21 protein-coding genes and 3 pseudogenes are annotated in these 19,359 nt (G+C 67.8%); 10 read left to right on the forward strand and 14 right to left on the reverse strand.

The window, feature by feature from the left end; translation table 11 throughout:
- Window positions 1-7: 7 nt before the first annotated feature.
- Both PS467_RS41495 and PS467_RS41500 read right to left on the reverse strand, forming a co-directional pair.
- Entirely contained in the window at window positions 8-769 is a 762-nt protein-coding gene (locus PS467_RS41495) for an SDR family NAD(P)-dependent oxidoreductase (RefSeq protein WP_311039664.1), read from the reverse strand.
- The gene (locus tag PS467_RS41500; protein WP_311039665.1) at window positions 766-1,188 is read right to left on the reverse strand and encodes a VOC family protein; all 423 of its coding nucleotides are present in this window, start codon (window positions 1,186-1,188) and stop codon (window positions 766-768) included. The genes PS467_RS41495 and PS467_RS41500 overlap by 4 nt, the downstream gene beginning before the upstream one ends.
- A 134-nt stretch (window positions 1,189-1,322) precedes the next feature.
- Here PS467_RS41500 and PS467_RS41505 point away from each other — a divergent pair, with 134 nt between their 5' ends.
- Complete coding sequence (locus tag PS467_RS41505; protein WP_311039666.1) at window positions 1,323-2,027, forward strand: GntR family transcriptional regulator; 705 nt, start codon at window positions 1,323-1,325, stop codon at window positions 2,025-2,027.
- Between the two features lie 103 nt (window positions 2,028-2,130).
- Window positions 2,131-2,574 (forward strand): Rossmann-fold NAD(P)-binding domain-containing protein, encoded by a 444-nt coding sequence (locus PS467_RS41510; RefSeq protein WP_311039667.1) that lies wholly within the window; start codon window positions 2,131-2,133, stop codon window positions 2,572-2,574.
- A gap of 126 nt (window positions 2,575-2,700) precedes the next feature.
- Here PS467_RS41510 and PS467_RS41515 read toward each other — a convergent pair whose 3' ends face one another.
- Window positions 2,701-2,889, reverse strand: coding sequence for a hypothetical protein (locus PS467_RS41515; protein ID WP_311039668.1), 189 nt, complete (start codon window positions 2,887-2,889; stop codon window positions 2,701-2,703).
- A gap of 480 nt (window positions 2,890-3,369) precedes the next feature.
- Between PS467_RS41515 and PS467_RS41520 the strand changes: the two genes are divergently transcribed.
- Both PS467_RS41520 and PS467_RS41525 read left to right on the forward strand, forming a co-directional pair.
- Window positions 3,370-3,666: a transposase gene (locus tag PS467_RS41520; protein ID WP_311039669.1), complete on the forward strand. Its 297-nt coding sequence runs from the start codon at window positions 3,370-3,372 to the stop codon at window positions 3,664-3,666.
- On the forward strand, window positions 3,663-4,160 hold the full coding sequence (locus PS467_RS41525; RefSeq protein WP_311039670.1) for a transposase: 498 nt from the start codon (window positions 3,663-3,665) through the stop codon (window positions 4,158-4,160). The genes PS467_RS41520 and PS467_RS41525 overlap by 4 nt, the downstream gene beginning before the upstream one ends.
- Here PS467_RS41525 and PS467_RS41530 read toward each other — a convergent pair.
- A pseudogene (locus PS467_RS41530) lies at window positions 4,117-4,635 on the reverse strand (hypothetical protein). The gene PS467_RS41525 and the pseudogene PS467_RS41530 sit on opposite strands and share 44 nt — an antisense overlap.
- A 129-nt stretch (window positions 4,636-4,764) precedes the next feature.
- Between PS467_RS41530 and PS467_RS41535 the strand changes: the two are divergent.
- Window positions 4,765-5,043, forward strand: coding sequence for a hypothetical protein (locus tag PS467_RS41535; RefSeq protein ID WP_311039671.1), 279 nt, complete (start codon window positions 4,765-4,767; stop codon window positions 5,041-5,043).
- On the opposite strand, the gene PS467_RS41540 is transcribed toward PS467_RS41535, so the two are convergent.
- The gene (locus PS467_RS41540) at window positions 5,009-5,791 is read right to left on the reverse strand and encodes an IS5 family transposase (RefSeq protein ID WP_311039672.1); all 783 of its coding nucleotides are present in this window, start codon (window positions 5,789-5,791) and stop codon (window positions 5,009-5,011) included. The two genes, PS467_RS41535 and PS467_RS41540, sit on opposite strands and share 35 nt — an antisense overlap.
- A gap of 642 nt (window positions 5,792-6,433) precedes the next feature.
- Complete coding sequence (locus tag PS467_RS41545) at window positions 6,434-7,441, reverse strand: GlxA family transcriptional regulator (protein WP_311039673.1); 1,008 nt, start codon at window positions 7,439-7,441, stop codon at window positions 6,434-6,436.
- Window positions 7,442-7,557: 116 nt separating this feature from the next.
- Here PS467_RS41545 and PS467_RS41550 point away from each other — a divergent pair, with 116 nt between their 5' ends.
- On the forward strand, window positions 7,558-7,989 hold the full coding sequence (locus tag PS467_RS41550; RefSeq protein ID WP_311039674.1) for a lipocalin-like domain-containing protein: 432 nt from the start codon (window positions 7,558-7,560) through the stop codon (window positions 7,987-7,989).
- 1 nt (window position 7,990) lies between these two features.
- Here the strand turns inward: PS467_RS41550 and PS467_RS41960 are convergent, their stop codons facing one another.
- The 6 genes and pseudogenes from PS467_RS41960 to PS467_RS41570 all read right to left on the reverse strand — a co-directional run bounded on the left by PS467_RS41960 (window position 7,991) and on the right by PS467_RS41570 (window position 13,098).
- Window positions 7,991-8,206 (reverse strand): DUF2399 domain-containing protein, encoded by a 216-nt coding sequence (locus PS467_RS41960; RefSeq protein WP_432280795.1) that lies wholly within the window; start codon window positions 8,204-8,206, stop codon window positions 7,991-7,993.
- A pseudogene (locus PS467_RS41555) lies at window positions 8,152-8,346 on the reverse strand (DUF2399 domain-containing protein); the annotation flags it as partial. The pseudogene PS467_RS41555 and the gene PS467_RS41960, both read right to left, overlap by 55 nt.
- Before the next feature lie 279 nt (window positions 8,347-8,625).
- Window positions 8,626-8,760 (reverse strand): annotated as a pseudogene (locus tag PS467_RS42345) (DUF8825 domain-containing protein); the annotation flags it as partial.
- A gap of 418 nt (window positions 8,761-9,178) precedes the next feature.
- Window positions 9,179-9,493, reverse strand: a complete 315-nt coding sequence (locus tag PS467_RS41560) for an RNA polymerase sigma factor (RefSeq protein ID WP_311039675.1) — start codon at window positions 9,491-9,493, stop codon at window positions 9,179-9,181.
- Window positions 9,494-10,810: 1,317 nt separating this feature from the next.
- Window positions 10,811-11,992: an IS701 family transposase gene (locus PS467_RS41565; protein WP_311040109.1), complete on the reverse strand. Its 1,182-nt coding sequence runs from the start codon at window positions 11,990-11,992 to the stop codon at window positions 10,811-10,813.
- Between the two features lie 231 nt (window positions 11,993-12,223).
- Window positions 12,224-13,098, reverse strand: a protein-coding gene (locus tag PS467_RS41570; RefSeq protein ID WP_311039676.1) for an IS5 family transposase whose coding sequence is annotated in 2 segments (ribosomal slippage) — window positions 12,224-12,751 and window positions 12,754-13,098 — 873 coding nt in all. Because the reading frame shifts where the segments join, the coding sequence is not laid out codon by codon here.
- A 404-nt stretch (window positions 13,099-13,502) separates the two neighbouring features.
- Here PS467_RS41570 and PS467_RS41575 point away from each other — a divergent pair.
- The 3 genes from PS467_RS41575 (at window position 13,503) to PS467_RS41585 (ending at window position 15,373) form a co-directional block, all read left to right on the forward strand.
- Complete coding sequence (locus tag PS467_RS41575; RefSeq protein ID WP_311039677.1) at window positions 13,503-14,702, forward strand: serine hydrolase domain-containing protein; 1,200 nt, start codon at window positions 13,503-13,505, stop codon at window positions 14,700-14,702.
- A 156-nt stretch (window positions 14,703-14,858) separates the two neighbouring features.
- Window positions 14,859-15,005 carry a hypothetical protein gene (locus PS467_RS41580; protein ID WP_311039678.1) on the forward strand — a complete coding sequence of 49 codons (147 nt, stop codon included), beginning with the start codon at window positions 14,859-14,861 and terminating at the stop codon, window positions 15,003-15,005.
- The gene (locus PS467_RS41585) at window positions 15,002-15,373 is read left to right on the forward strand and encodes a hypothetical protein (RefSeq protein ID WP_311039679.1); all 372 of its coding nucleotides are present in this window, start codon (window positions 15,002-15,004) and stop codon (window positions 15,371-15,373) included. Before PS467_RS41580 ends, PS467_RS41585 begins: the two co-directional genes overlap by 4 nt.
- Window positions 15,374-17,047: 1,674 nt before the next feature.
- Here the strand turns inward: PS467_RS41585 and PS467_RS41590 are convergent.
- Both PS467_RS41590 and PS467_RS41595 read right to left on the reverse strand, forming a co-directional pair.
- A complete protein-coding gene (locus PS467_RS41590) occupies window positions 17,048-17,539 on the reverse strand; it encodes a pentapeptide repeat-containing protein (RefSeq protein ID WP_311039680.1) in 492 nt (163 codons plus the stop codon).
- Between the two features lie 72 nt (window positions 17,540-17,611).
- On the reverse strand, window positions 17,612-18,151 hold the full coding sequence (locus tag PS467_RS41595) for a hypothetical protein (protein WP_311039681.1): 540 nt from the start codon (window positions 18,149-18,151) through the stop codon (window positions 17,612-17,614).
- Between the two features lie 210 nt (window positions 18,152-18,361).
- Here PS467_RS41595 and PS467_RS41600 point away from each other — a divergent pair, with 210 nt between their 5' ends.
- Window positions 18,362-19,354 carry an aldo/keto reductase gene (locus PS467_RS41600; protein ID WP_311039682.1) on the forward strand — a complete coding sequence of 331 codons (993 nt, stop codon included), beginning with the start codon at window positions 18,362-18,364 and terminating at the stop codon, window positions 19,352-19,354.
- Window positions 19,355-19,359 lie beyond the last annotated feature (5 nt).

Raw genomic sequence — 19,359 nt, forward strand, 5'->3', positions numbered from 1 at the left:
TGGGCTTTCAGGTGCGTAGGTACGAGGCGCCGTTGAGGTCGACGATGGTGCCCGACGTCCAGGCTGCGGCCGGCGACGCGAGGAAGCACACGGTGGCGGCAATTTCCTCGGGGGTGCCGACCCGGCCGAAGGGACTCTGGCTACGGAGCAGATCCCCGTCGGGGCCGGTGAGTTTGGTGGACTGGCGTTCGGTGGCGACGAATCCCGGGGCCACCGACGTGACGGCGATGCCGTGTGGCGCCAGCGCGACAGCCATCGACTGCCCGAAGGCGTGCAGCGCGGCCTTGCTCGCTCCGTAGGCGGGAAAGTCGGGTTCGCCGCGGAACGCGCCGCGTGATCCGACGTTCACGATGCTCCCGCCGGTACCGCGGTCGATGAGGTGTCGGGCCACCGCCCAGGTCACATCGGCCGTGCCCAGCACGTTGACGTCCAGCATGCGTCGCCAGATCTGCTGCCAGGTGTGCAGTGGGACATCGGCGACCGGGTGGTGTGTGCCGGCCGCCGGTGCCACGGCGGCGTTGTTGACCAGGACATCGATGCTGCCGAGCGCCGTCACGGCCTCCGCCACGATCCGTTCGCCGGTACCAGGATCGCCGAGATCGCCTTCGATCAGCGTGTGCCCAGTGCCGGGCAGCTGCCGCAGCGTTTCTTCGGCGTCTGTACGTCGGCTGGCGTACTGCACCGCTACTCGGTCCCCGCCTGCCGCGAACGCCATTGCGATGGCCCGGCCGATGCCCCGGGAGGCGCCGGTCACCAGGACGCCCCTCATCGCGCGAACACCATCGACTCGTCGCGGAATGCTTTGAACTCCAGAGCATTGCCGGCCGGGTCGCGGAAGAACATGGTCCATTGCTCCGCTGGTTGGCCGGGGAATCGGCAGTGTGGCTCGATGTCGAAGTGCACACCGGCTGTCCGTAGCCGGTCGGCGGTGGTGTGGAAGCGTTCCTCGGTCAGCAGCAGGCCGAAGTGCGGGATGGGCACGGTGTGCTGTTCCACTGTGCTGACGCCGGCCGGTGCAGGTGCGGTGGGAACGAGGTGGGTCACCAGCTGGTGGCCGTGCAGGTCCCAGTCGACCCAGTGGTCGGTGGACCGTCCTTCCGGCAGGTTCAGGACGTCTCCGTAGAAGGTGCGGGCGGCGCCAAGGTCGTCGACCGGGATGGCCAGGTGCACAGCGGGACGGGACGACATGGGCGTCCCTCCTCTCGTGAGGGGATGGGCGAGCAACCCTGGCCACCTTCACTGGAAGATGTTCAGATGTCAACATTAGACATTGCGCGAACTTGTGACTTGCCTGATCGGTGCTCGGATGTCAACATCTGAACATGGGGTCCGCTCTGCCGAAAGCCGCTCTGCCGAAAGCCGCCCGCCGAGGGCTCGCCGACGAGGCAGCCGACCTGGTCCGCGAGGCGATCCTCGCCGGCCTTTTCCCGCCTGGAGCGCCGCTGCGGGAGGTTGAACTCGCAACGCACCTCGGCATCAGCCGCGGCTCGGTCCGTCAGGGCCTCGCCGAGCTGGAACACGAAGGCCTCATCCGCACAGGCTGGCACCGGGCGACCACCGTCATCGAGGTGCGAACTGAGGACGTCGAGGAGGTCTACGCCCTGCGCGCCGCGCTCGACCGCCTCGCTGCGACGACCGCGCGGCGGTCGGCGGGCACCGCCGACTTCGCCGAGCTCGACCGCCTCGTCGACGCGATGGACACTGAATGCCGTGCCACCGCCGACAGCCGTCGTCTGGTGGCACTGGACATCGCGTTTCACGACCAGATCTATGCCGCCGCCGGCAACGGGCGCCTCACTACGGCGTGGCACGCCATCCGATCTCAGATCCATCTGTTCCAGCTGCGCCGGGTCGAGTCCGGCTATGACCACTACCGTGCCCGGGTCGTCGACGAACATCGGGAACTGGCAGCCCTTTTGCGCGATGGCGACGTACGGACCCTGGCACGAAAAGCTGAGGAGCACGTCGACTCCGCTCGCCGCTCGCTGCTGGCGGGTCTGCCGAACGCGTCGCCTACATCGCCGTGATCGTGTTCGGTGGATTCTCGCTAGTGCTGTGCTCCGGACGTGAGATCCGCCAGGCCACGGACGGCCCGGAGCCGAAGGCACGCGGCGGCGGTGCCGGACGACCTTGGCCGAGCCGGCCAGCCTCGAGGCCGGGCTGGCCGGGGCGAAGGCGCTGCTCGTGCTGCTGTCCGGCGACCTGCACGCCGCCGGAGCCAGCCCGGCCGACACCGGCCCGGAGGTGATCACGCCGCACCACCAGGCGGAGGCCATCGCCGCCGCGCTGGGCTCGCCGGTGCGGTTTCACGACCTCACTTGCGACGAGGCCAAGGGAGCCATGGCCCAAAGCATGCTGGCCGAGTTCGCCGAGGACACCCTGGACATCCTCGGTTTCCCGAGCCCGAGGAACGCGAAATCAACGTGGTCTCCGCCAAGGTGCTCGTCGAGCGGTCAGTGCTCCTGGCCGAGCGCCTTCGCGAGCTCCTCGACGACGGCACCGGCAGCATGCGGGCCGAACTCCTGCCACTTTTCGATGCCCTACGGCAGATGCGCCGCCCGAAAGGCGCCCTGACCTGGACGAGTAAGCTCCACGTCCAGCGGAACCTGCTGGCTCTGGCCCGCGGCGAAGTTCCGCTCACTCACGCGGGCTTGAGCCAGCTCACCCCCTGGCGCTCGGTCGCCTACCTGCGCGACCTGCTCATCCAGGCCGGTGCTGCTGCTGTTCCAGCGATGGCTCGACGAGAAGCTGCCCGCCGTCAGGGGCGCCGAGCACCAAAGGCTGTTGGGACTCTTCGCCGCCTGGCACGTCCAGCGCCGCCTGAACATCCTGGCCGGCCGCGGTCCGCTCACCGGCAAGCAGATCCAGCAGGCCCGCAACGAGATTCACCTTGCGACCACTTCCTCAGCCACCTTGCCGAACGCGGACGGACCCCCGCCGACTGCACCCAAGCCGATGTCGATACCTGGTACGCGGGCGGCTACACATCCCGGAGCCTCACTCATGCCTTCCTGCGGTGGGCGATGCGGTCCAAACACATGCCGCCACCTGTCGTAGGCGACTACCAGGTCCTGCCCCGCGTCCGTCTCCGTGTCCATGCTCAGTGGCTGTTGTCGTTCCGATGTTGAGGGGTGCGCGTCGAACGGGAGTCTCGATCGGGTGATCGTCGCTGGCCGCGGGCATGAAGGCAGGGCCTCTTGGTAGCTCGGGGTTGCGAAGCCAACCGAGATCCAGGAGACCCTGTTGCCGCGGTTCTACGTCCTCGTGCCGGTGGAGTTCACCTCGGCGTCTTCGTCGTGTGATTGTGTCGCCCACCGGTTCGGAAACGCAGCCGATCACCCGGAACGTGTTCGGCGGTATCCGTCGGACATGACGGACGCGGAATGGGAGACGGTCAGGCCGCTGCTGCCGGTGCCGGCCTGGCTGCGCGGCCGGGGCGGGCAGCCGGAGGCATACTGCCACCGCGTGATGCTGGACGCAATCCGCTACCTCGTGGACAACGGAATCAAATGGCGCGGTATGCCGGTCGACTTTCCGCCGTGGGACCGGGTGTATGCGTTCTTCCGCCGCTGGCGCGACCACGGCCTGGTCAAGGGTTCCACGACCGGCTGCGCGGGCAGGGCCGCGAAACGCTGGGCCGCGACGCGGCACCGACGGCCGGTGTGATCGACTCGCAGTCGGTCAAGGCGGACGCCGTCGTCGGTGCCGACAGCCGCGGTTTCGACGGCGGCAAACTCATCAACGGCCGTAAGCGGCACGTCGTGGTCGACACGCTCGGCCTGCTGCTGGGCGTCATGGTCACCGCCGCGGACACCGGCGACCGCACCGCCGCCCACGTGCTGCTCGGGCAGGTCGCCGACGTGCACCAGCGGCTGGAACCGGTCTGGGCCGACGGCGGCCACACCGGCGGCCTCATCGCCTACTGCCTGGCCACGCTCGCGCTGGTCCTGGCGATCGTGAAACGCAGCGACGACATGCGCGGCTTCGTGGTGCTTCCCAAGCGATGGATCGTCGAGCGGTTCTTCGCCCATCTGATGCGCACCCGCCATCTGGTGCGCGACTTCGAACGCCGCACCGCCAGCGCCGAGGCGATGGTCTACTGGTCGATAATCCTGCTCATGACGCGCCGTCTTGCCCGGCCGGGCCCTGGGCGAGGGTGAACCGGCCCGGCTGCCGCGCGACCAGGCGCTTCGCCTACGACCGCAGCGCCTCCACCGTGGCCGGCACCGTGTCCAGACCGAACACCACCGCCAACTCCTGGCAGGTCAACGGCCCTTTATGGAGCCGGTGCCGGTCCGCGAGGGTGGTGAGGATGCGCTGATAGTCCACCGACATCACCGACCAGGCCAGCCCCTCACGCCACACCGGCACCTGCGACTTCGGCTTCGCCGCCTGCCTGGGCGCCGAGCGCGTCTCCGCGTCCCGTGGGCCGGGAACGGCCTCCTCATCAGCGATGTTGCCGTCGTCCGGAACCAGGACGGTGCCCACTCGCCTGCGGGCGATCGCCCACTCCTGTCATTCCTGCTCGGCCGCTGCCAGCTCGGCCTGGATGCGATCGGCTTCCTCGCGCAACCCGTCGACTCGACGGCGAGCGGCGAGCTCGTGCTGTTCCAGCAGTCCGACGACCGACGGCATCCGCACGGTGTGGGAGCGGTTCGTGATCGCCCGTGGGACGGTGGGCGAGGTTCTGGCGGAGCCCCGCGGAGGCGGGGACGCGGCGTCGGCCGTGGTGGTCGGCGAGCGGCCGGTGCAGGTCAGGCGGCGGTGCCCGGCTCAGTGGTGCCGCACTGGGAGGAAGGGCTCGTCCCGGCGGTTCTCGCACCGGACTACCAGCGGATCATGGACGTACTGGTCGGCGGGAACGGGATATGCGGGGAGGCGATGGACTGCCGTCAACTCGCGGCCGCGGTAGGACTGGAGCCGGTCCCGGCGAAGGTGGAAGGGGTGCGGTCGAAAGCCAAGCGGCTGGCCGCGCGGGGCTGGCTGGCGGAGGAACGTCCGGGGCTGTTCAGCGTGCCCGTCGGGCGAGGCGGCGGCTCATGACCATGCTCATCGACCATCGGACCACCGCTTCCGAGGTGCCGGTGCGCGTCTCGTAGTCGCGGGCCAGCCGGCGTGAGTGCATCAGCCACGCGAACGTGCCCTCCACCAGCCACCTCTTCGGCAGCACGGTGAGACCGCTGGTGCCGTCGCCGCGTCTGACCACGGTCAGCGCCATGCGCAGGACACCGCGGGCGAAGTCGGCCAGGCGCCCGGTGCAGCCGCCGTCGGCCCACACCCGCGTGATGTGCCAGTGCCGCTCGCGCAGCCGGACCAGCAGGGTCTGCCCCGCGTCCCGGTCGGTGACCGAGGCCGCGGTCACCATCACGGCCAGCAGCAGTCCGAGGGTGTCCACCACGATGTGCCGCTTGCGGCCGTTGGCTTTCTTCCCGCCGTCGAAGCCCCTGGTCGTGGCAGGCACCGACGCGGCTGCCTTCACCGACTGCGCATCGATGATGCCGGCCGTCGGCTCCGCATCCCGGCCCGCGACCTGGCGGACCCGGCCACGCAGCCGGTCGTGGAACTCGGCGGTCAGGCCCTTGTCCCGCCAGCGCCGGAAGAAGGCGTAGACGCGGTCCCACGCGGGGAAGTCCGCCGGCATCGCCCGCCAGGTAATGCCGCCCGCGACCAGGTAGCGCACCGCGTCGACCATCTGCCGGTGGCGATAGCTCTCCGGCTGCCCGCCGCGGCCCTCGAGCCAGCCGGGAACCGGCATCGCCTCGCGTACGACCGCCCACTCCCCGTCGCTCATGCCCGAGGGATACTTCGGTCGCCTGTACGGCCGGTCCGCAGCGTTCCCGAACCGGTGAGCGAGACAATCACACGGCGGGGACACCGAGTTGGACGCCATCGGCGCCGACACGGAAGACTTCAGCACCAGGGGCCTCCTGTTGCTCGGCTGGATTCGACACCCTCGAGCTGTGCAGGAGGCCCCGCTTTCATGCCCGGCCGGCCACGAGATGACCCGACCGAGTCGGCAACCTCGAACTCACGCCCACCATGATCGGTACGACAACGGCTTCTGAGAGCGGCTGGGTTTGTTGTAGGTAGCTCTGGCGTGTAACGGCGCGGTTGGCGTTTGCGCTGGTCAGGGCTGTCATGCTTGTCTGGTGGGTGGGGCTATTGGCCTCTGGTGCGGGGGCGGTGGTGGGTTTCGGCGAGGTGGTCGAGGCGGATGGCCTCGAGCGAGCCCTGTTTCTGGTCTCCGGCTCGGCCAGGGAGGGAGCGCAGCCCTTGATGTTCGCGCGGTTTCGGCCAGCGTTTACTGATTTCGGCGAATCAGGGTCCGTCCGGTCTGTCGAGAGCGAGGCCCGTCCCGGCGAGGAATCCGTCGAGGATGGCGTGCCGGTACTGCAGCGCCGTAACCGTCCCCTCAAACGAAAACGCGACGTCATCACCAAACTCCCCGGCTGGGCGGGCGCCCGGGGAGGCCGCGGTCGGCGGGTGCCCGGCTGGCGAACGTCCGGCGGTAGGCGGAGGGAGATACGCCCAGGATGTGTGCGAGGTGTTCGCGCAGGGACCGGGCAGATCCGAAGCCGGTGGTCGCCGCGATGTGCTCGATGGTCAGGGTGGTGGTCTCCAGCAGGGCGCGGGCGCGGTCGACGCGTTGCAGGGTGATCCATTGCCCGGGTGTCGTGCCGGTCTCCATGCGGAACCGTCGGTTGAAGGTGCGCACGCTCATGCCGGCATGCCGGGCGAGTTCGCCGAGTGTCAGGGGCCGGTGGAGCTGAGTGAGGGCCCACTCACGTGCGGCGGCGGTGGAGGCGCCGTCATCGGTGGGGACAAGTGCCCGCACGTACTGGGCCTGGCCACCCTCGCGCCAGGGCGGCACGACGCAGGCGCGGGCCACGTCGTTGGCGACGGACGCGCCGTGATCTCGGCGTATGAGGTGGAGGCACAGGTCAATGCCGGCGGCGACTCCGGCGGAGGTGAGCACGTCGCCGTCGTCGACGAAGAGCACGTCGCGGTCGAGCCGAACATCGGGGAAGGAGAGGCGGAAGTCCTCAGCTTCCCGCCAGTGCGTGGTGGCCGGGCGGCCGTCGAGCAGACCCGCCGCCGCGAGGGCGAAGGCGGCGGCGCACAAACCGACGACGCGCGTACCCGGGCGCAGGCCGGTGAGCAGGGGCAGCACGTCGACGGGGACCCCCTCGCGGCCCCGGTCCCGCATGGCGAGGGTGGGAGCGACGACGACGGTGTCCGCGTCGCGCAGGATCTCGGTGCCGTGCTCGATGGCGATCGAGAAGCCCGCGTCGCTGGTCACGGGCCGGGCGTCGAGCGAGCACACCCGCACCGCGTACAGCGGAGAGCCGTCCGGGGCGTTGGCTGCGCCCAGGACGCGGGTCGGAATAACCATCTCGAACGCGCGGACGCCGTCGAGCGCGAGAACGGCCACTTTGTGCATGACCAGATCCTGCCACAAGGTGGCATCCATGCCACTGTCGAGGTGAGAAGGGTGAGCAGAGCATGGCTGTCACGGGCAGAACGTGCCCGTTGTTCCTCCTCGAAAGGCCGCATGCCATGCACTCCGCCATCGCCCAGCACCTCGTCGGTTCCTGGAGGCTCGTCTCCTACCGGCTCACCGGCTGCGACGCCTCGTACCCGTTGGGCGAGGACGCGCACGGGCTGATCATCTACACCGGCGACGGCCACATGTCCGTTCAGATCAGTGCCCCCGGCCGGTCTCCGTACGCCGACGGCGAAGTACACGGTGGCACCGGCGCCGAGCAGGCCGGGGCGGCACACGGCTACCTCGCTTACGCGGGCACCTACACCGTCACCGACGACATCGTCGAGCATCACGTCGAGCACAGCCTCTTCCCGAACTGGGAGAACACGATCCTGCCGCGGCGTGCCACCCTGGACGAGAACCACCGGCTCCACCTGGCACTCGTCAAGCCGGTCATCGTCAACGGACAGGAGCGCGGCGGGGTCCTGACCTGGGAACGCTGAGTCACCCGGGACGCCTGGCGCCAGCCCCTGCCAGGTCGGCGAGGAGCCGGTCCAGCAGGAGTTCCTCCTCGATGCGGCGGCCGGACTGCTGCAGGGCGGCGGTGAGCCGGGGATCCCACGGCGCTTCGGCGGGCGTTTTGGTCCGTGGCCGGATATGCCGGGGTGCGCGGCCAGGGCGGCGCGGTAGCCGGCGGCGGTGCAGCGCCGCGGAGTCCAGGGGAGGTGACCGCGCAGGCGTGACGCGATGCGGATGCCGCCCCAGCCGAAGTCACCGTGGTAAGTACCTGACGCTGTCGGGGATCTTGGTTTCCGCTCTGTACGTGCACTGCGCGTAGTGGGAAGTTGGAGGGCCTGCAGCGGTCGGGTTGGTCCTCGACCTCAGGCTTTCCGCTCGCTGCAGAGGGGGCGACCGTGACTTCGGACCACGACATGCTGTGGAGTCGTTGCGCGCATCGGAGCCGTGTCCTGCTGCCGCTGGTGGACCAGGAGCCGTGGCGCCAGACCCGTCGCCACGAGCACCTGGGGCCTGGGGCATCAACATCGCGGAAGGCGAGCGTCTGATGGAGGTCTTCGCGGCCCTGACCGTCCACGCCGTCGCGACCGACACCTCCGTGTCTGCCTTGAGTGGTGAGCCCCTTATCGATCGACCGCACGCCGGGCGAGCTCCTTGAGCTCTGTATGCGCGGCGGGCGTGCCCGACGGTCCGCACCAGTACGGGTGGCCGGCGATCTGTACCGACAGCTCCTGCAGGCGCCGGCGGCTTCTCGCGGTGCTCGCTGTCGGACCGGATTCCGCGAGCTGCCAGTACGTGCGGTACCAGGCGGTCTGGCCTCCACGAGGTCATGAGGGAAGTCGTGCTGGGTCATGCACTGCATGAGATCCCTTGTTCGAATATCGAGGCAAGCAGGTGCCCGGTACACGTGCAGCATGAGGCCGGGCGGGAAGGCCTGTGGTCGATATCCCCACGGATTCGACGGCGGCTGGAGCCCCGCTGCCGCGTATCCACTATGGAGTGACAACCCCCGGGAAAAGAACGTTCGCTCCAGCGGGGCAGGCCACGGTGACAGCCATGATGGTGCGTCGCTGGGCCGCTGCTGCGGCCGGCATGCTGACAACCGCCGGCCTCATGGGTTCCGCTCCCTCCAGCTGGGCCACACCAAGCGCTCCGTCGTCCGTCACCGTTCCCGTATCAGCGGCGGAGCTCCCGGAGCCCCCGACGGCTGAAGAAGCCTGGGCGGAACTGCAAGAACTGATTCTGCCGGACCGCTGGAGGCCGCATCTCCAGCACGTCCGCGATCTCGTTGGTCGAGAAGCCGTTCAAATGCCAGGCGAACACCTGCCGCTGCCTCATCGGCAGCTGGGCCAGGGCCTCGTACACGTGTGTCTCGCCATCTTTGAGGACCACTTTCTCCAGTGGGCAGGAAAATGCCGGCCGGTCCGGCACCTCGTCTGTGAGTTCCTCCTGCGGGCGGGGAGCCTGGCGCGGGTACTGGCGAAAAGCCACCCGCCGCAGCCACGCCGCCGGGCACGTGATCAGGTGCCAGACCCGGAACGCCCCTATATAGGCGACTTGAGCAGCATCGGTAACCTCGTTCGGAGTTGCCCCGTATCACATAACATGCCGGATTAATTCCGACATGTATTCTTCGTGGTGGTTGACGAAGCTGGCGCGGATCACTTCGTTACGAGCGGCCGGGACGGACGACTTGCGTTGACTGGGAAAGCCCACTGGGAGCGTAGAGGTAGAGGCCCTGAGATGAGGCTTATCCACGAACTCCTCCCACCGGCGACCCGACCCGGACCCGAACGCGGACGCCGCCCCCGTCATGCTGCTCGACCAGCGTGCTACCCAGGGGCAGCATCCGCACACGCTCGCTGATGGACTGCTCCCGCAGCCGGGCCAGGCGCGCCCGGTCACAGCTGCCGATCCACACGTACAGCAGGCGCGCGACACACGCCGTTCCCACAGCTGTCGCGACTGCGATCTCCATGCGGCTCCTCACATCACTCTGCGGCGGTAACTCCTCGCACCGCCATCGACGTGTAGAAGTGCACAGAGGGTCCCGATGTGTGACATGCGACTTGAGAAAGAGTTGATTGTCCTGGCGGCGATGGAGCCCGACAGCTCCGCCCACCGGAAGGTGACGACCAAGCCGGTTCGCTAAGCTTGTTCTTTAACCTCTGCCCCTGCCTGGTGCTCCCCTTTAATGGGGTGATCATGGCGGCCTGATCAGACACACTGGTTCGGTGCAGCAGGATGAAGAACAGCCGCTGTCCGGCGGCAACGTCAGATGGTGTCGTTCGAGTCGGAGATACCGTCCGCCGTCCGACCGGACCCTGGACTCCCGCAGTGCACGCCTTGCTCACCCACCTGCACGAGGTGGGATTCCGAGCAGCGCCTCGTCCTCTGGGCATTGACGACCAGGGGCGGGAGGTCCTGACTTTTATGCCGGGACATGTGGTCTGGCCCGACCGGTTCTCTTTGCTGGAACCTGCCCAACAACTGGCTCGCGTGGCACGACTCATCCGGGACTTCCACGATGCAGTGCGGGACTTCACGACACCGCCCGACGCGCACTGGCAGGTGCTGATCCCTGCTGAGGGCAGCGACATCATCGCCCATCACGATTTGGCCCCGTGGAACCTAGTACTCCAGCAGCGTTTCGCTATCTGGCCTGGTCGGAGGCATCGTCGGGAGTGTGGTTGGCTGCTGGCATGTCAGGGGCGGTCTTGCCGGATCGCCCCTCCAACGAATGACGTCGTCGTCGGTAGTGACAGTGCCGGGCCACGGCCTGACGCCTTCGCCGCCATCGCGACCATCTCAGCGCATGGATGCGAAGTGGCGGGCGGGGCCGGTGTGCGGGGCCAGTTGCCAGCAGCCGGCGGACTTCTGCCACGGTGAGCGGAACCAGGGTGGAACCGTTTCTGCATCCCCCTTTGCCGCCGCCTGTGCCGCCGTGACCGCGAGAAAGGCATGCGCGAGCATGGCCAGGGTGATGTGCCTCATCCAGCCGACGTAGCGGCGGACTTCGTACTGGTCCAGGCCGCACTCGTTCTTCGCGGCCTGGAAGCATTCCTCGATCGCCCACCGGCGCCCGGCAACGCGCACGAGCCGGTCGACGTCGGCGCCCACCGGCGCGTATGCGAGGTAGTAGGCGATCTGATCGGGTCTGCTGCTACTGCGCCTGGCCAGCGCCCAACGGTGATGGGTCGGCCGCTCACCGTCGAAGTCCTCGATCACCGGGAGCTGGACGGCCGCCCAGTCACAGACGCGCGGGCCCTTGGCGCCGTCGCCGCACGAACGTTGCTCCCATGCCTCATCCGGCGCCTGGCTGAAGAGATAGTCGATCCGGCCGAAGCGGGGCACCGGCTGGGACTTCGGGACGGCGAGCACGTAGCCGACCGCGGCTTCTTCCAGCATCCGGCGAAAGCGCCACTCCTGGCCGTAGGCGGCATCCGCGGTCACCCAGGCGATCGGTAGCGGGGAGGCGAGTGCGCGCAGCACTATTGCCCTGGCCAGCTCTGGTTTGGTGGCGAAGGCCCGTTCGTCGGGGATCTTGGCGGCGCGGCAGCGTTCGCGGTCGTCCGTCCAGGACTTGGGCAGATACAACTCGCGGTCCACCAGGGCGCGTGCGCGGGTGGTGGCGTAGGCGGCGAAGACGCCCATCTGGCAGTTCTCGGTGCGGCCGGCGGTGCCGGAGTACTGGCGCTGCACGCCCGCGGAGGTGGTGCCCTTCTTGATGAAGCCGGTGTCGTCGAGGATGAGGACTCCGTCGGCCTCGCCGACCTTGTCGGCGAGGTATGTATGCAGGTCGTCGCGGACGTCGCCGGCGTTCCAGGTGGCTCCGTTCAGTAGCCGTTGCAGGCCGTCGGGGGTGCGGTGGCCTGCGTGTTCGGCCAGTTGCCAGCCGTTTTTGCGGCCGACCGGGCCGAGCAGGGCGCGGACGTAGTCACGCATGCGGCGTCGCAGTTCGGCGCGGCCGAAACGGTGGCCGATGCGCAGGAAGAGGTCGTCGAGTTCACGGTCCCAGTTCGCGTCGGCAAGGTCGTCGCATCACGCTGGGAGGCTGCCCTCATCACCGCGCAGACGGTTCTCGATGTCATTCGTTGGAGGGGCGGTCCGGCAAGACCGCCCCTGACATGCCAGCAGCCAACTACACTCCCGACGATGCCTCCGGCCAGGCCAGATAGCGAAACGCTGCTGGAGTACTAGGGCGTGTTTCGAAAGTGCTGGTCACAGCCATTCGTTGATGGCCGCGACCAGCACGGTCGCCTCATAGCGGACGGCGAGCTTGTCGTACCTCGTCGCCACCGCGCGGTGGCGCTTGAGGCGATTGATTCCGCACTCCACCGCGTGGCGCTCTTTGTAGTCGGCAGCGTCGAACTGCGGTGGTCGGCCACCGCAGGAACCGCGCTTCTTGCGGTTGGCGGTCTGGTCGCGCTTCTCCGGGATCGTGCAGCGGATGCCGCGCTTGCGCAGGTAGGCGCGGTTCGCGCGGGAGCCGTACGCCTTGTCGGCGCGAACCTTGTCCGGCCGGGTACGCGGACGGCCCGGCCCGAGCCGAGGCACCCGGATACGGCCCAGGACCACCTGGAACTGCGGGGAGTCACTGCGCTGTCCGGCCGTGATCACCAGCGACATCGGCTTCTGGGCCTGCTCGACCGCCAGGTGCAACTTGGTGGTCAGCCCACCCCGGGAGCGTCCGAGACCGTAGTCGTCCGGCTCGGTGAACAGACCACCGGGCGGCTCGATCTGCAGATCCCCTTTTTGCGGGCACCGGCCGCATGCTGGTGGGCGCGGGCGATGGTGGAGTCCACCGAGACGTCCCAGGTGATCAGTCCCTCGGCATCGGCCCGGGCCTGCAGTTGCTCGAAGATGCGGTGCCAGGTGCCGTCCCGCTGCCAACGGCGGAACAGTCCGTACACCGTCCCCCATGGGCCGTACCGCTCCGGCACGTCCCGCCACGGAGCACCGGCGCGGGCGCGCCAGCGTATGCCGTCTATCAGCTGCCGCTTGGTGTGTACCGGCGGTCGTCCGGACTTCTTCCCAGCAGGGAGCAGGGGCTCCAGCTTCGCCCACTGCGCATTCGTCAGATCGTGCCTCCCCATGAAGTGGATCTTGACACACCAAGATCCACTTCTGAAAAACGCCCTAAGCCGCACAACCAGCCGCGTCCGCGGCTTGACAACCGCATAGGGAGGTTCCTGAAACACGAGATCCACCAGAGCTAAAGGGCTCTATGTCTTCTGAGGAGTCAGTTGTCGCACCTCAGCGATGAGTCAATGACCGTCGCGGTCTCTCCTCTTCCGACGGGCAGATGGCTGCCTTCGAAGCTGTACTTGGCCTCACTCAGGGGGTCAGCACCACTACCAAGCGGGGGTTACCCCCATTACCTGCCGTGCCTCCACTGCGTAGCGTGATCGTCGTTCCCAGTTCTGTTCAATTCGATGGAGAAATAGCGACAATGAGGTACAGGCTTCGTCGGCGGGGTGGTCAACAAGGGAAGCGCCTCGTGGCCCTGGCGACGGCCACCGCGGCGATTGTTTCGGGGATGATGGTGTCGGGAAGTGGGCCGGCCGTCGCGCACGCAGTGGTGGAGCCATCCGTTCGCAGTGCCACCGCGTCACTGCGAAGTGACCTTGAGAAATATCTGGACGCTCAGGGCACTAAGGATCATTTCTCAGCGGTCTCCCTTCGGGTGACCTATGCCGATCAGCGACCTGATATCTCGGTCGATGCGGGGACGTCCCGCTACGGCGGTGGTCGACCGGTGAACAGCAAGGCGCTGTGGCAGATAGGCAGCAACACCAAGGCGTTCACGTCCGTGCTGCTGCTTCAACTGGAGGCCGAAGGAAAGCTGTCCATACGGGACAAGCTGGGAAAGTGGCTTCCCCAGTATCCGGCGTGGCGCGATGTCACCATCAAGCAACTGCTGTCGATGACCAGCGGCATCCCCAGCTACACCGAGCAGAATGCGTTCCTGAAGGATTTCGACGCCAATCCCTCCACGCGCTTCACGCTGGAGCGCCTGATGTCCTATGTGGAGGGCCTGCCACTGGGTCCCGCGAAGTACGAGTACTCGAATACGAACTACCTCCTCGCGCAGATGATTGTCGAACGAGCGTCGCACGATACTTACCATGAGCGGCTCGCCGAGCGCATCATCGAACCTCTCGGAATGAACGACACCTGCCTCCCCCCGGACTGCCCTCCGGACACGGCCTCGCGCATGCCGACGCCGTACTCCGCCCATTCCGTCCTGCCGAAGTATCTCAACAAGTCACTTCCTCGGCTCCGCCTGTCCTGGGCGCAGGGGGCGGGTGGCCTGGTGAGTTCACTGAGAGACATGACGGCTTGGGACAGGGCGCTGTACAGCGGTCGACTGCTGCCCTCAGCGCAGCAGCGCGAGCTGGAGTCCCTGGTCTCGGCGAAGACGAGTAAGCCCATCAAGAGCGTCACGGCCGACGATCCCATCGGTTTCGGGCTCGGTGTCGTGAAGTTCGTCCATCCTGTGGCCGGGACGGTGTGGGCCTATGAGGGGGCCACTTTTGGAAACCGGGTGCTGCACATGTACTTCCCGAAGACTGGCATGATCATCGCCATTGCTGTCAACAGCGCCGTTGGCGAAGGGGACACGCTGCCCGACCTCGCCGGTACCGTCTACAAGACTCTTTCGGCGCAGAAGGCACAGGCTCTCCCACGGCACCAGTAGCCCCGGAGCCAGCTGCGTGACTTCCAGGTAGCTGCACTGCGAGGTCTGAGCTCCCTTCTTCCTGAGCTTGGCCTTTAACGTCGCAGGTCACTCGGCCTGCTGAGGCCCCGGGAATCGGCAGGCCGTGATGCGGCCATTCTTCGCGGTGGCGACGAGGTGCTGTTCAAATGGGGCGTCGGCCTCGGTGCTGTCGCCTGTGTCATCGCCCTGGCCGCGCCCGTGGCACGGGTGCGGCAAGTGGCGCTCGCCGCCCAGGTCCTTGCGGAGTGCGCGGCACTGCTGGTGATCCTCAGTCACGCGTGACCCGCTGGCCGATTCCTTCGGTGCGGGACGATGGCTTCATATCGCCCTCCTGTCCGGTGGGTGGGCACGAAGGCGGCGCGGCCGGACACCTCAAGCACCACCAGGGCCTGGTGCTGGTCATCGCCTACGAGCGCGGCACAGCCGTGGGCTTTGGCTACGGCTTCCCTCGACATCGCCGGTGCCTGCGTGTCTTGGTCCCCGAACCGGCCGGAGACAAGTCCGGCGACCGCACGCCGTCCGAGGGGACACCGGACTCGCCGTGGCAGAGCCAGCGGTTCGCCAACCGCATCCGGTCCGGCACGCTCTTGTCCACGCAATGCTGGAAGCCGGTCACAGCCGCCGCTCCATCGGTCGGCAACTCCACATGACCCACCGGACCGTCACGAGCCTCGCCGACGCTGCCGATCCGGAAGACCTCTTCCGCGACCAGTGTGAGGCGCTGCCGTGGCGCCCGGCGGCCGCAGTTCTTCGTCGAGGTGGGTGGCGGAGCAGGGCGCCGAGCTCGATGTGACGCTGACCGAGTGGTGGGGCCGGGTCATCCACCACAGGTCGTGCTGGCTACCGACCGACGACCAGGGCCTCACGCTCGAGCAGGCGCTCGGCGAGCTCGCCCGCCCGGGCAGTGAGGCATGTACCGCCCGCCTGCGAAACCCGCCACCTTGTCCGGTCCTGACAGGGCCGGTCAGTCCCGCTCGCCCTCCGCGTCCACCAGCTCGCAGCTCGGTCAGCTCCCAAGCCACCATGTCCTGGAAGCCCGGCTGCGCCGCGGCCTCGCCTCCGTGCTTCGTACCGCAGGCGGGCGGGGAAGGCGGCCCTCGGCCCGCTGCCGCCGCACTCCTGCAACGCTCTCAGGGTTCATGACTTTCTGTCCGCTGTCGTCCCGGCGAGCTCGGCGGCGGTGAAATAGGCGAGCCACTCTTCGGTCCTCTCGCCACTCTCCTCGGCCTGTGCCAGTTGGGACGGCGCGGGCAAGATGACAGAGGCGAGGCCAAACACGGAGGCGGGGAGCACCCGCGTTGCGTCAGCTCTGATCGAGCCTCGTCTGTCGGCACTCGTCCGCGCTTGGTCTGCGTCTACCGCTCCCCGAAGCCCTCTTGAGGAAAGAGGTAGGCGGCGCCCCCTACACCGTTGGGTCAACCCCCGATAGCGGCTAACGTTCAGGACCCAGAGACTGGTAGATGAACAGAGCAGATAAAAAACCATAAGGAGTCGCAAAGTGGAATCGCGAACCTTTCGTGATGGCCTTGGATCCTTCGCGGCAGTCCCGAGCGCCTTCGCCAAGGCCCCGGAGGGCCTGCGGCCCGTATGTAAGATCTCCTTCAAGAGCGTGTATTAAGAATCGAGCACGAACCCACTAAAGCTGGAACATGTATTCTCATGCGATGGAATCCTGATTGGCATGGCGTCCGCAGATCCGGAGTCGTTCGACGCGGAGAGAATGTCACGGGATTGCGATCTGCTGAAATCGGCTCTCACGAAGCATCCTGGAAAGGTTCGAGAGCTAATCAAGGCAGTCCAGTCGACCGAACCCGACGCAGATTTCGGTCGAGCCCAGGCACTGGCGGAAGAAATGGGTCTAACGGAGGGAGCCTCACTCAAAGTGGGAGGGGGAATTATTCCCGTGCTCCTCTTCGCTGCCGCGCTCCTTCTTGCCGGCTGTCAGGCACATTGCAGCGGCAGCATCAAGCCCGACAAGTTTCCCCCGCCATAGCGATGAGGCGATGACGCTTGTCTCGCGGCGGACAAGACCCCTATGCAATGGTGCGCTGCGAGCCGTAGGTGCGTGACACGCTCTGGGCGCCTCGTGAACACGGGTTTCCTGACGTCGGTGCCGTGCTCGGATGTGTTCAAGAGGGCTGTTCAGCGAGCAGGGCGGGAGAATGTCCGTATGGCGACGTTCGTGCGTTGTGTCGAAGGGTGTGAAGGCTCGGAGCGCGGGGACGGCCTGGCGGCCACGCTTTGCGTCCGCTGCGATGGTTCCCTCTGCGTGCTTTGCCGTCGCGTCTCGGTGGAAGAAGTCGGCCTCGACGCCCCCACTGCTGTTATGGATTTGCAGACAGCCAACCTGAGGGGAGGAGGGCCCCCGCAGCAGAGGGAGTGTTGACCGCGGTGAGAAGACCCGTTGGCACTGGCCCCCTCGCCGTACGGAAGTCAACCGTGCCGCCGGAGAAGGTGGCGCCGTTGAAGGACACTCCGCCGCCCGAGAAGGTGGCGTGTGCGAAGGACACCCCGCCGCCGGAGAAGGCGGCGCCGTTGAAGGACACCCCGCCGCCCGAGACGACGCCGTTGATGTACGCCCTGCCGCCGCCAGTGATGGTCACCCTGCCTCTGGAGAACAGGCCGGAGAAGGCGGCGTGTTTGAAGGACACTCTGCCTGCGGAGAAGACGGCGCGGTCGAAGGACACCACCCCGCCGGAGAACACGGCGCCGGAGAAGTCCAGGTCACCGTCGATGGTGACGCCAGTGAGGTCGAGATTGCAGCCCTGCCAAGAGCGGTGCATCCCCTCGGGGATGTGGTAGCGATCTCCGATCACACGCAGAATCGTATGCCTGACCTCACGCATTGCGCGGTACCGGTCTTTCTCATCCCGGTGGACAGCGCGCCGCTACTGGCTGGGCGAGGTGCCATCGGGCAAGGGTTCGGAGAGGTCGCCGGGATCAGGAGGGAAGGGAAGCCGCAGGTAGGCACACAGGACGTCGATGCATGTTTGGCGCAGGTCTCGTGTGGGAGCGTCGTCGGCGAGGCCGGCCAGGGCGTGCACACCCCCGAGCCGGATGGCCGGTGCATCCTCACCGAGTTGGGAGACGGCGGTGGTGAACCGTTCAGTGTGCAGCCGGGTGGCCTCGCGCAGGGCACCGTCTTCATCGACCCGCTGACGCCGGTAGGCCACCACCAGGGCCACCAGCGCGCCGGAGCCGGCGACCACCCCGAAGGACATTTTGACCAGGTCGAACAAGGTTGAGGTGGTCAGCCGACGCTCGGGCTTGAGACCGTGGGCGCCAAGCAGATTCCAGCCCGCGAAGAAGGCACAGGCAGCCACCACGATCGCGGTGGCAAAGATGACGGCGAGAGCGGTCCCGACCGGCCACAGGCGCAGACCGTGCCGGGCTCCCCGCTCTTCTTCACCGTACCGAGGCCGGAACAAGTGGCGACTCATGCAAGTCAGGACTTCCTAGCCCCCCTACTGGTTGCGGCTAGGCGCTGGTAGACCCGACCCCCGCCCCGCCGCGCCTGACCCGCCGGCGGGGGCCGGCCCTCCGGCTTGACTTCGAGCGCGCTCCAAGTCCTAGCGTCGGAGGCATTCGTCAGCCCTCGAGGTACCGCCCGGTCCGCTGGGCAGGAGGAGTATCCGCGCATGATCACCCGAACCACGCTCGGCTCGCCCGGTCTCACCGTCAGCGCGATGGGCCTGGGGTGCATGGGGATGAGCGAGAGCTACGGCGCCGCCGACTGGGACGGCGGCCTGGCCACCATCGACCGGGCCCTGGAGCTGGGCATCACGTTCCTGGACACCGCCGACGCCTACGGCACCGGGCACAACGAGGTGCTGGTGGGCCGGGCCATCCACGGCCGCCGGGACCAGGTGCAGCTGGCCACCAAGTTCGGCATCGACCGCAGCGCCGGCGACCGGGCACGCCGCATCCGCGGTGCGCGGGACTACGTGCTGCGCTCCTGCGACGCCTCGCTGCTGCGGCTGGGCGTCGAGGTGATCGACCTGTACTACGCCCACCGCCCGCCCCAGGACGTGGAGATCGAGGAGACCGTCGGGGCGATGGCCGAGCTGGTCGAGGCGGGCAAGGTCCGCCATCTGGGCCTGTCCGAGGTCGACGGCGAGCTGCTGCGCCGGGCGCACGCGGTGCACCCGATCACCGCGGTGCAGAGCGAGTACTCGCTGTGGACCCGCGACGTCGAGGCGGTCACCCCGGTGATGGCCGAGCTGGGGGTCGGGCTGGTGCCGTACTCGCCGCTGGGGCGGGGGTTCCTGACCGGCGCCCTGGACCGCTCCACGCTGGGCGAGAAGGACTTCCGGCGTACCAATCCCCGCTTCGCCGGCGAGGCGGGCGAGGCCAACGAGAAGATCGCGCAGACCGTGCGTGAGGTGGCCGACCGGCTGGATGCCACTCCGGCCCAGGTGGCGCTGGCCTGGGTGTACGCCCAGGCCGAGCGGCTCGGGGTGGCGGTGGCGACTATTCCGGGCACCCGCAGCCCGGCCCGGCTGGAGCAGAACGCGGCCGCGCTGGAGCTCACCCTGGACGCCGAGGCACTGGCCGCGCTGGACCCGCTGAGCGACCAGGTGACGGGCGAGCGCTACACCCCCGCACACACCGCTGAGGTCGCTCGGGGTTAGCCGGT

Origin of the sequence: Streptomyces luomodiensis (assembly GCF_031679605.1) — a bacterium.
Taxonomy (GTDB): Bacteria; Actinomycetota; Actinomycetes; order Streptomycetales; family Streptomycetaceae; genus Streptomyces; species Streptomyces luomodiensis.

Coding starts and splice junctions, on each gene's coding strand:
- PS467_RS41495 (WP_311039664.1), bottom strand. CDS start 769: ATGAGGGGCGTCCTGGTGACCGGCGCCTCCCGGGGCATCGGCCGGGCC.
- PS467_RS41500 (WP_311039665.1), bottom strand. CDS start 1,188: ATGTCGTCCCGTCCCGCTGTGCACCTGGCCATCCCGGTCGACGACCTT.
- PS467_RS41505 (WP_311039666.1), top strand. CDS start 1,323: ATGGGGTCCGCTCTGCCGAAAGCCGCTCTGCCGAAAGCCGCCCGCCGA.
- PS467_RS41520 (WP_311039669.1), top strand. CDS start 3,370: ATGACGGACGCGGAATGGGAGACGGTCAGGCCGCTGCTGCCGGTGCCG.
- PS467_RS41540 (WP_311039672.1), bottom strand. CDS start 5,791: ATGAGCGACGGGGAGTGGGCGGTCGTACGCGAGGCGATGCCGGTTCCC.
- PS467_RS41545 (WP_311039673.1), bottom strand. CDS start 7,441: ATGCACAAAGTGGCCGTTCTCGCGCTCGACGGCGTCCGCGCGTTCGAG.
- PS467_RS41550 (WP_311039674.1), top strand. CDS start 7,558: ATGCACTCCGCCATCGCCCAGCACCTCGTCGGTTCCTGGAGGCTCGTC.
- PS467_RS41600 (WP_311039682.1), top strand. CDS start 18,362: ATGATCACCCGAACCACGCTCGGCTCGCCCGGTCTCACCGTCAGCGCG.